The sequence below is a fragment of the Rahnella sp. Larv3_ips genome (assembly GCF_003697865.1).
Taxonomy (GTDB): domain Bacteria; phylum Pseudomonadota; class Gammaproteobacteria; order Enterobacterales; family Enterobacteriaceae; genus Rahnella; species Rahnella rivi.
In genome coordinates, this window is sequence record NZ_MJIB01000004.1 from 181882 (window position 1) to 192892 (window position 11011).

8 protein-coding genes are annotated in these 11011 nt (G+C 51.6%); 3 read left to right on the forward strand and 5 right to left on the reverse strand.

What is annotated here, in order from left to right:
• The first annotated feature begins 60 nt into the window (after nucleotides 1-60).
• A complete protein-coding gene (locus ED901_RS03250; protein WP_056769288.1) occupies nucleotides 61-612 on the forward strand; it encodes a YcbK family protein in 552 nt (183 codons plus the stop codon).
• A gap of 51 nt (nucleotides 613-663) precedes the next feature.
• Nucleotides 664-1311 (forward strand): MBL fold metallo-hydrolase, encoded by a 648-nt coding sequence (locus ED901_RS03255; protein ID WP_056769290.1) that lies wholly within the window; start codon nucleotides 664-666, stop codon nucleotides 1309-1311.
• A gap of 80 nt (nucleotides 1312-1391) precedes the next feature.
• Here ED901_RS03255 and ED901_RS03260 read toward each other — a convergent pair whose 3' ends face one another.
• The 4 genes from ED901_RS03260 to pncB form a co-directional block, all read right to left on the reverse strand.
• Nucleotides 1392-2582, reverse strand: coding sequence for an amino acid aminotransferase (locus ED901_RS03260; protein WP_122094791.1), 1191 nt, complete (start codon nucleotides 2580-2582; stop codon nucleotides 1392-1394).
• A gap of 244 nt (nucleotides 2583-2826) precedes the next feature.
• On the reverse strand, nucleotides 2827-3939 hold the full coding sequence (gene ompC / locus ED901_RS03265; RefSeq protein ID WP_274388810.1) for a porin OmpC: 1113 nt from the start codon (nucleotides 3937-3939) through the stop codon (nucleotides 2827-2829).
• A 300-nt stretch (nucleotides 3940-4239) separates the two neighbouring features.
• Nucleotides 4240-5640 carry an asparagine--tRNA ligase gene (asnS, locus tag ED901_RS03270; protein WP_056769297.1) on the reverse strand — a complete coding sequence of 467 codons (1401 nt, stop codon included), beginning with the start codon at nucleotides 5638-5640 and terminating at the stop codon, nucleotides 4240-4242.
• Nucleotides 5641-5917: 277 nt separating this feature from the next.
• Nucleotides 5918-7123, reverse strand: a complete 1206-nt coding sequence (gene pncB / locus ED901_RS03275; protein ID WP_122094793.1) for a nicotinate phosphoribosyltransferase — start codon at nucleotides 7121-7123, stop codon at nucleotides 5918-5920.
• A gap of 481 nt (nucleotides 7124-7604) precedes the next feature.
• Here pncB and pepN point away from each other — a divergent pair, with 481 nt between their 5' ends.
• The gene (gene pepN / locus ED901_RS03280; RefSeq protein ID WP_122094794.1) at nucleotides 7605-10220 is read left to right on the forward strand and encodes an aminopeptidase N; all 2616 of its coding nucleotides are present in this window, start codon (nucleotides 7605-7607) and stop codon (nucleotides 10218-10220) included.
• Between the two features lie 85 nt (nucleotides 10221-10305).
• Here the strand turns inward: pepN and ssuB are convergent.
• On the reverse strand, nucleotides 10306-11011 hold a 706-nt coding region (gene ssuB, locus ED901_RS03285; protein ID WP_122094796.1), incomplete at its 5' end, for an aliphatic sulfonates ABC transporter ATP-binding protein.

Consider the following 11011-nt stretch of genomic DNA (forward strand, 5'->3'; position numbering starts at 1 on the left):
TTCGAAACGGTGCTGGCATTGCACCTATTTTTGACACTCTTACCGGATAGTAAACTGTACATGAATGAAATCGACAAACATCGCCGTAAATGGCTGGCATTAGGCAGTGCCGCTATGGGGATTGCATTACTTCCGAGTCGTGCATTCGCCACTCTTTCCACTCCTCGTCCGCGTATTCTGGTCGTTAACAATCTAAATACCGGCGAAACCCTCAAAACTGAATTTTTTGATGGAAAGCGTTACAACAAGGATGAATTGGCCCGGTTAAATCATTTGTTCAGGGACTATCGCGCGGAAAAAGTGAAGTCCATTGATCCTGCTCTGTTCGATCATCTTTATCGTTTACAGGTCATGCTCGGTGGAACGAACAAGCCCGTTCAGCTGATTTCCGGTTACCGTTCGCTGGCCACCAACAACAGCATGCGCGAACCAGGAAGTGGGGTAGCGAAACACAGCTACCATACGCTTGGGCAGGCAATGGATTTCCACATCCAGGGCATTGAACTGAGTAATATCCGCAAAGCAGCATTAAAAATGCGGATGGGTGGTGTAGGATATTATCCACGAAGTAACTTTGTGCACATCGATACCGGCCCTGCCCGGACCTGGTGATGTGTGTCATTAGTGGCCTGCCCAAACGGACAGGCCATTTTGTGGAGCACTATGAAAACCCATCTCATTACTGTCACGGCGTTCAGCCAAAATTGCTCATTGATCTGGTGTACTAAAACCAATCAGGCCGCGCTTGTCGATCCGGGCGGTGAAGCAGCCAAAATTATTCGGGAAGTTTCCGCTCAGGGCGTTCTGGTCACTCAGATCCTGCTGACTCACGGACATCTTGATCACGTCGGCGCCGCTGCTGAACTGGCAGAACACTATCAGGTGCCAGTGATCGGCCCGCAAAAAGAAGATCAATTCCTGCTGGATGGGCTGCCCGCTCAGAGCCAGATGTTTGGACTGGAACACTGTGACCCGTTGACGCCAGACACCTGGCTGGAAGAAGGCGACACCGTCAGCGTTGGCGAAGAAGCGCTCTCCGTCCTGCATTGTCCGGGTCATACGCCGGGGCATATTGTCTTCATCAATGACAAAGCGCGTTTAGCCGTTTCCGGTGACGTGATTTTCAAAGGTGGCGTAGGCCGCAGTGATTTCCCGCGCGGCGATCATCAGGCGCTGATCAACTCTATCAAAACCAAATTATTGCCACTGGGCGATGATATTGTTTTCATCCCCGGTCACGGCCCGATGTCTGATTTTGGTTATGAGCGTAAAACCAATCCGTTCCTGCAGGATGAATTGCCGGTCTGGTAATTTTTCTGCCATATTGGGAACAGCAAAAAGCCCGTCAGTCACCTGACGGGCTTTTTTAATGGAACAGCGCTGCTTATCTTTTAGATGACCGCGACAATGGCTTCACACAGAGGAGCCATATTGTCCAGCGTAATACCTGCCACGTTAATACGGCCAGAATTCACCGCGTAAACGCCGAATTCATCACGCAGACGCAAAACCTGATCTTTGGTCAGGCCGCTGAAAGAGAACATGCCGTTCTGATTGATAATAAAACTAAAGTCCTGTTTAGCGCCTTTTTCCTGCAAGGTGGTGACGAACAACTGACGCATGCGGTGGATACGCTGGCGCATGTCGCTCAGTTCCTGCTCCCACAAGGTGCGCAGGGCAGGGTTACCCAATATGGTCGCCACAACGGCTGCGCCGTGTGCCGGTGGGTTAGAGTAGTTTGCACGGATAACGGATTTCACCTGACTGAAGGCGCGATCTGCAGTGTCGGCATCTGCGGCAACTAAAGTACAGGCGCCCACTCGTTCGTTATAGAGACCAAAGTTTTTGGAGTAGGAGCTGGCGACCAGTAACTCTTTGTGTTTTTCCACGAACAGGCGCAGGCCACCCGCATCTTCTTCCAGACCTTTGGCAAAGCCCTGGTAGGCGAAATCAAACAGCGGCAACCAGCCTTTCCTGACGGAGAGTTCAGCCAGTTGTGCCCACTGCGCTTGCGTAGGATCGATACCGGTCGGGTTATGGCAGCAGCCGTGGAATAACACCACGTCACCGGCCTGGGCTTCGCTCAGGCTTTTCAGCATACCGTCGAAATCAAGGGTGTGATTCGGCGCGTCATAATAATTGTATTCAGCGACTTCAAGACCGGCGGCATTAAACACGCCTTTATGGTTTGGCCAGCTCGGGTTACTGACCCACACGCGTTTAGCGCTGGTCTGCGTGGCAATGAAATCAGCAGCAATACGCAACGCGCCGGTGCCGCCTGGGGTCTGCGCGGTGCGGGCGCGTTTTTCCGCGATCACGGCACTGTCTTTTCCGAACAGCAATTCCTGCGTGCAGTGTGCGAAATCAGGCAACCCGTCGATGCTCAGATAGGTTTTCGTCGTTTCATTTTCCAACAGGAATTGTTCGGCTTTTTTCACGCTGGCCAGAACCGGCGTTTTACCGGTTTCATCTTTATAAACACCAATCCCAAGATTGATTTTATCAGAGCGGTCGTCAGCGCGGAAAAGATCGGAAAGACCCAGAATAGGATCGGCGGGTGCTGCTGTGATTTTTTCAAACATGTTGGAAATTTCCATTAGCCTGATAGTGCGAAAGAGGCTTTAAGGGTAACGCCAGAGAGGGTTATTTGCCAACCGTTTGCGGGAAAAAGTAAGCAGAGTTGTGAGGGCGAATCCGAGATTAAAATATTTTATGGCAAGCCGCGGGTAAAGAGGCTTTTCAGGAAGACATAAATGCAAAAGGCAGAGCCGAAGCTCTGCCTTGATATCCACTTTGATGCACCCGTAAGTGCATCGTTAAGCGATATTAGAACTGGTATTGCAAGCCAACACCCACAGTGTCGTCGGTGCTGCGACCGGCGGCTTTGGTGTAGCTGTTGTCGTCCAGCAGGTTGATTTTGTAGTCAACGTAGGTAGACATGTTTTTGTTGAAGTAGTAGTAAGTACCAACTTCTACGTATTTAACCAGGTCAGCATCGCCGCCGGTGTAAGTAGAGCCGTTGTCGGTGAAGCCGTTCAGCTGCTTGCCTTTAGACTGCAGGTAAGCGATTGATGGGCGCAGACCGAAGTCGAACTGGTACTGTGCAACCACTTCGAAGTTCTGAGTTTTGTTAGCAATTGCAGCCGGGTTGCCGTAATCGGTGGTGTTGCGTGATTCACCGTAGAAGGTTGCCAGGTACAGGTTGTTAGCGTCGTATTTCGCGCCGAATGCGTATGCGTCAGCTTTGTCGCCGTTACCGTCTGCTTTCTGAGTAGAGGTACGGTTAGAAGAGAAGTAAGCACCTGTCAGGCTAACACCGGAGTTGCCCAGTGCGTATGCTGCAGAAGTACCCCAGCCGTCGCCATTGGAATCAATTGGGCCACGGCTATCACGACCTTCGTCGTTTTTGCCCTGGTACTGAACAGCGAAGCTCAGGCCATCAACCAGACCGAAGAAGTTGCTGTTACGGTAAGTTGCCATACCATTACCACGACCAATCATAAAGTTGTCGTTGTTCTGGTACATAGTGTCATCACCAAAGATTGGCAATTGGTCGGTGTAGGACATTACGTCGTAGATTACGCCGTAGTTACGACCGTAGTCGAATGAACCTGCATCGCCAAATTTCAGACCTGCGAAGCCCAGACGAGTTTTGTTGCCTTCGTCACCAGCGCTTTCTGCATGGTTAGCCTGAACGTTGTATTCCCACTGGCCGTAACCGGTCAGTTGGTCAGTAATTTGGGTTTCGCCTTTGAAGCCGAAACGAACATAAGTCTGGTCGCCATCATCGCTGGCGTTATCAGAGAAGTTGTGGCGTGCGTCAACTTTACCGTACAAATCCAGTTTGTTGCCGTCTTTGTTATAGATCTCTGCTGCATTAGCTGCGCCAGCTACTAACAATGCTGGGATTACTACTGCAAGAATGTTGCGCTTCATCATTATTATTACCCTCATTGGTTTTATTCGGACACCTGCCACTGCCGTCAATAATTCTTTGGGGAACTATTCATGAAAGTTTGGTGTCTCCTGTGTCTGAACGCACTATTCCATCCGAGGTTCGCTTAATCTACAGCGAAAATGCTACTAAATTACTAAATATGTTTCAGCGGGAAAGAATGTATTACAAAATGTGTATTTTAGGGAACTTTGTGACGGGGATCTATTTTTAAAAATGACTAAGGCCAGCAATGCTGGCCTTAGTTTTGTAATTATTCTGTAAATTAAAAATAGTTTAATTTATTAGAAGGTTGCATTACGTGGTGTGCGCGGGAACGGAATCACGTCACGAACGTTCTGAACCCCGGTGACATAGGCCACTAAACGTTCAAAGCCTAAACCGAAGCCGGAATGAGGCACTGTGCCGTAACGGCGAAGATCGCGATACCACCAATAATCTTCAGTTTTGAGTCCCATTTCGACCATTCGTGCATCCAATACGTCCAGACGTTCTTCACGCTGTGAACCGCCGATGATTTCGCCGATACCTGGTGCTAACACGTCCATTGCGGCAACGGTTTTGCCATCATCGTTCAGGCGCATGTAGAAGGACTTGATATCTTTCGGATAGTTTTTCACGACCACCGGAGCTTTGAAATGTTGCTCAGCAAGATAACGTTCATGCTCGGAAGAAAGATCGACCCCCCATGAAACCGCGTTTTCGAATTTCTGACCGCAATTCATTAAGATTTCTACTGCTTCGGTGTAATCCACCTGCGCGAAATCGGAGGTTACAAAACGCTCAAGGCGGGCAACCGCATCTTTGTCTACGCGCTCAGCGAAGAAGGCCATATCGTCTGAACGTTCGTTCAATACTGCCTGGAAAACATATTTGAGCATGTTTTCAGCCAGAGAAGCGATGTCGTCCAGCGTGGCAAATGCCACTTCCGGTTCGACCATCCAGAACTCAGCGAGGTGACGGCTGGTGTTGGAGTTTTCTGCACGGAACGTCGGGCCAAAGGTGTACACCTTGGAGAGTGCGCAAGCGTAAGCTTCGCCATTCAGCTGACCGGATACGGTCAGGAAGGATTCTTTACCAAAGAAGTCTTCGCTGAAGTCGATTTCGCCTTTGTCAGTGCGTGGCAGGTTTTGCAGATCCAGTGTAGATACGCGGAACATCTCACCCGCACCTTCGGTATCGGATGCGGTAATCAGCGGAGTCGACACCCAGAAGTAGCCGTTTTCATGATAGAAACGGTGAATCGCCTGAGACAGGGTGTTACGCACACGAGCCACTGCGCCAATCAGGTTGGTGCGCGGACGCAGGTGAGCCACCTCACGCAGATACTCGATGCTGTGACGTTTCGCTGCCATCGGATAGGTATCAGGGTCATCCACCCAGCCAACAACTTTAATCGCGGTCGCCTGCAGTTCAAAACTCTGGCCTTCGCCAGGGGAGGCCACCACGTTGCCGGTCACTTCAACAGAACAACCGGTCGTCAGGTGCAAAACATCGTCCTGATAATTGGGCAGAGAATTATTGACGACGGCCTGTAATGGATTAAAGCAGGAGCCGTCATAAACGGCGAGGAATGAGATACCAGCTTTAGAATCTCTCCGGGTACGTACCCAACCGCGTACGGTGACTTCACTGTCAACCGCAGCACGGCCTTGCAGTACGTCGACTACAGGCACAACGCTCATAGATTTCTCTCTTTCTTTATATACAGATGTTGATTAAGAAATAATGGACACCCTGTAAAAAGGGATTTTGCTATGTTACTTAGCCTTTCTCAGGACACAAGCAGAAATCATCGTCGCGGGATAAGAATTATCAGGCCGGGCCTGCGATAAACAGAAATTATGGATGGAATGAATGAAAGCCGAGCGAATTAAATATCATCTATATAAAGGAAAGAATGGCAGAGATGAAAAAAGCAGCAAAACGCCGGATGTTTGCGATCCGGCGTTGGGGGGGAGATCAGGAGGCTTTTTTGACCAGAGGCAGATCAAATGCTTTGCGCAGCGCTTTCACGAACGCTTTATCCTGACAAATGGTTTTACCTGGGCTGTCGGATAATTTCGCCACCGGTTTACCATTACATTGCACCAGCTTGATCACAATATTCAGCGGTTTCACACCGGGAATATTACAGGTCAGCCGGGTTCCTATTCCGAAGACCAGATTCACACGCTTGTGGAAATGGCGATATAAATGCAGCGCTTTATCCAGATCGAGATTATCGGAGAACACCAGCGTCTTGGTCATCGGATCAATATCAAGTGCATGATAATGCGCGATAGCCTTTTCACCCCATTCAAACGGATCCCCGGAATCATGGCGCAGGCCCTGATAGGCGTTAGCAAATTTCGGCCCGAAATCCCGCAAAAAGGCATCCATCGTAATGCAGTCGGTGAGGGCGATGCCGAGTTGGTCAGGATATTCATCCAGCCAGGCCTGCAACGCAGCACGCTGGCTGTTGGCCAGCACCGGGCTTATCTGCTGATGCGCCTGGAACCATTCATGCGCTTGCGTACCGACCGGAGCCAGTTGCAATTTGTGGGCGACATCGTAATTGCTGGTGCCGACCAGGTACGGGAATTCGTTTTTAAGGGTACTGACAATGGCTTCCTGCACCTCACCTGAAAAACGTCGGCGTGTACCGAAATCCATCAGACGGAAAGCGGAAAGATCAACATCAGCGGCTTGTTCATTAAAGCTGGCCAGATTCATGCGCAGTTGTTCCACGGCCATCCCGGCGGTGATCTGCGGTGAACGATGACGATGCACCACTTCGCTGATCACGGCCAGCAGGGGCACTTCCCACATGATCACTTCGCGCCATGGCCCTTCGATGCGCACATGCAGATGCCCGTCTCGGTCAGAAACCGTGACATGTTGCGGATTATAGCGGAACGTTTTCAGCCAGCTGAGATAGTCCTGCGTGAAGAACGGCAGCCCGGAGAGATAAGTAAACTCATCGTCTGTCAGCGCCAGTTCGCTCATCAACTGGATTTGCTGACGGATGTCGTCGGCGTATTCGCCCAGCAGTTCATCGCCACGGCATCGGAATTCGGCCACCACGTTGATTTGATGATAGCGATGGAAAACCGCTTGCTGCATATGAAGCTTGTAGGCATCGGTATCTAACAGCGAAGTCAAAATCGGGGAGGCGTATGGAGTCATAGCGCTTTACAGCATCCTCGTCAGAAACTGAGTGTTTGAACACAAACAACCGTTCCGTAAAAAAACGTTCTGAATAAAACAGCAAAAGTCTGTGAAGTATACCGTAATATCCCGCTAAAGAACCCACATCACATCATAATTGTCCGCGATCGGTCGAGGCTTAAATGTGCTCACAGGCGGCCTGAAAGGCTGTTTACGCCATTCTTCGCAATAAATAAGGCACAAATTGATTACATTCTGGCGCGCAAATCCGGGTTCTTTCCCTTCACTTTGTGGAAAACTCTGTGTTTTGGTTGAAAGGTGCGCATACGAACTCACAACCTTGCAACAATCTGGGATTTCCTGATGCCTGTGTTAGAGTTTAGAGAGAAAGCTGAAGGTCGTTTCAGGTTCTGTGCAGCCGTGCGCTGATGACAGGAACCTCCCTTCATCGCCATAAATTGTCATCATCCTTAACTATGAAAACGCTAAAAGGTTTTTTATGACTCAACTGCCGCAAGCCAAGTTTCGCCACGATTACCGTGCGCCGGACTTTACGATCACGGATATCGACCTTAATTTTGAACTTGATGCACAGAAGACGTTGGTGACCGCAGTCAGCCAGATCAAACGTCTTGGTGCCGAAGGTGCTTCCCTGGTGCTCAATGGTGAAGATCTGACGCTGATCAGCCTGAAAATTAACGGTCAGGACTGGCCGAAGTATCAGCTGCAGGAAGGTGCGCTGGCGATCGACGGCCTGCCGGAAGCGTTTGAACTGACCATCGTCAACGAAATTCATCCGGCGAAAAACACCGCGCTGGAAGGGTTGTACCTGTCGGGTGAAGCACTGTGTACTCAGTGCGAAGCTGAAGGCTTCCGCCACATTACTTATTATCTTGACCGTCCGGATGTGCTGGCGCGTTTCTCGACCCGCATCGTGGCCGATAAAGCCCGTTATCCTTTCCTGCTGTCGAACGGTAACCGTATCGACCAGGGAGAACTGGAAGGCGGTAAACATTGGATCAAATGGCAGGATCCGTTCCCGAAACCTTGCTACCTGTTTGCGCTGGTGGCCGGTGATTTCGACGTTCTGCGTGACACCTTCAAAACCCGTTCAGGCCGTGATGTGGCGCTGGAATTGTTCGTCGACCGTGGCAATCTGGATCGTGCCGGCTGGGCGATGGAATCCCTGAAACAATCGATGAAATGGGACGAAACCCGTTTCAATCTGGAATACGACCTCGACATCTTCATGATTGTCGCCGTTGATTTCTTCAATATGGGCGCAATGGAAAATAAAGGCCTTAACGTCTTTAACTCCAAATATGTGCTGGCGAAAGCCGAAACCGCCACCGACAAAGATTATCTGGGTATCGAAGCGGTGATCGGCCACGAATACTTCCATAACTGGACCGGTAACCGCGTGACCTGTCGCGACTGGTTCCAGCTGAGCCTGAAAGAAGGCCTGACAGTTTTCCGTGATCAGGAATTCAGCTCAGATCTCGGTTCGCGCTCGGTCAACCGTATTGATAACGTCCGCGTTATGCGTGGCGCACAGTTCTCGGAAGATGCCAGCCCGATGGCGCACCCGATCCGTCCCGATAAAGTCATTGAGATGAATAACTTCTACACCCTGACGGTGTATGAGAAAGGGTCTGAAGTCATCCGTATGCTGCATACGCTGCTTGGCGAAGAGAAATTCCAGGCCGGCATCCAGCTCTATTTCGAACGTCATGACGGCAGTGCGGCGACCTGTGACGATTTCGTACAGGCCATGGAAGATGCCTCCAATGTGGATTTATCGCTTTTCCGCCGCTGGTACAGTCAGTCTGGTACGCCGGTACTGACCGTGCGTGACGACTATGATGTGGAAAAACAGCAGTACACCCTGACCGTCAGCCAGAAAACGCCGCCGACGCCAGATCAGACTGAAAAGCTGCCATTGCATATTCCTCTGGACATCGAATTGTACGATCCGCAGGGCAACGTGATTGCGCTGAAACAAAATGGTCAGATCGTCAGCAACGTGCTCAATGTCACTGAAGCTGAGCAGACGTTTGTGTTCGACGACGTCGAAGCGCCACCGGTGCCTTCTCTGTTACGTGAATTCTCCGCGCCAGTGAAACTTGATTACAAGTGGGGCGATCATCAGCTGACTTTCCTGATGAAACACGCACGCAACGATTTCGCCCGCTGGGATGCGGCGCAAAGCCTGCTGGCGATCTACATCAAACTGAACGTTGCGCGTCACCAGCAGAAGCAACCTCTGTCGTTGCCGCTGCACGTAGCTGACGCATTCCGTGCAGTATTGCTGGATGAGAGCATCGATCCGGGACTGGCGGCGCAGATCCTTACGCTGCCGACGGATAACGAAATCGCAGAGTTGTTTGAGATTATCGATCCCGAAGCGATCAGCGCCGTGCATGAAGCCATTACCCGTTGCCTGGCAACCGAAATGGCCGATGAGTTCCTGGCGGTTTACAACGCTAACCGTCTGCCAGCCTACCGCGTGGTGCACGAGGATATCGGTAAACGTACCCTGCGTAACACCTGCCTGCGTTATTTGGCCTTCGCAGATGTGACGCTGGCCGATCAGCTGGTGAAAACCCAGTTCGAACAGGCAGACAACATGACCGATTCTCTGGCGGCGATGTCGGCTGCTGTGTCGGCTCAGTTGCCTTGCCGTGAAGCGCTGATGGCGGCGTACGATGAGCGCTGGCACCACGACGGCCTGGTGATGGATAAATGGTTTATCCTGCAAGCGACCAGCCCGTCTGCGGATGTTCTGCAAAAAGTGCGTTCACTGCTTAACCACCGTTCATTCAGCATGGGCAACCCGAACCGTGTGCGTTCTTTAGTCGGTGCCTTCGCGTCTGCAAACCCTTCAGCGTTCCACGCTGCCGACGGCAGCGGTTATCAGTTCCTGACCGAAATGCTGACCGATTTGAATACGCGTAACCCGCAGGTGGCGGCACGCATGATTGAACCGCTGATCCGCCTGAAACGTTATGACGCAGGCCGTCAGGCGCAAATGCGCAAGGCGCTGGAACAGCTGAAAGGACTGGAAAACCTGTCCGGTGATTTGTTCGAGAAAATTACCAAAGCGTTAGATGCGTAATCACCGTTAACGGTAAATAGCGGGAATGCAAAAGGGCGATGGAAACATCGCCCTTTTTTCATTGTGAATTCACAGAATGCCAGGGTCAGTGTTGTGCGCGTTTTGCCTGCGGCGGCACGGTTTGCTGAGATTGCGGCGTCAGTACGCGTTCCAGCACTTCGGCTTCCAGTTCAGCCAGTTTCGCCGAGCCTTTACGGCGCGGGCGTGGCAAATCCACCGTCAAATCCAGACCAATCTGCCCCTGGTCGATCAGGATCACCCGGTCGGCGACAGTCACCGCTTCACTGACATCATGCGTCACCAGCAGCACGGTGAAATCATGTTGCTGCCACAGTCGTTCGATCAGACTTTGCATTTCGATGCGCGTCAGGGCATCCAGCGCGCCCAGCGGTTCGTCGAGCAACAGCAGGCGTGGGCGATGAATCAACGCACGTGCCAGCGCCACCCGTTGTTTTTGTCCACCCGACAGCGCCGAGGGCCATTCGTCAGCGCGATCGGCCAGCCCGACTTCTTCCAGGGCCGCAAGCGCTGCATCGCGCCATTTGCCTTTTAAGCCTAAGCCAACGTTATCAATCACCCGCTTCCACGGCAGCAGGCGGTCGTCCTGAAACATCAGACGGGTGTCGTCACGCACCTGACTGAGCGGGGCGCTGGCGCTGAGCAGCTCGCCCTGCGTGGTTTTTTCCAGTCCGGCAAGAAGACGCAACAGCGTACTTTTTCCGCAACCGCTGCGGCCCACGACCGCCACAAACTGGCCGGGAGGAATACGCAGGTTGATGTCATTGAGCACG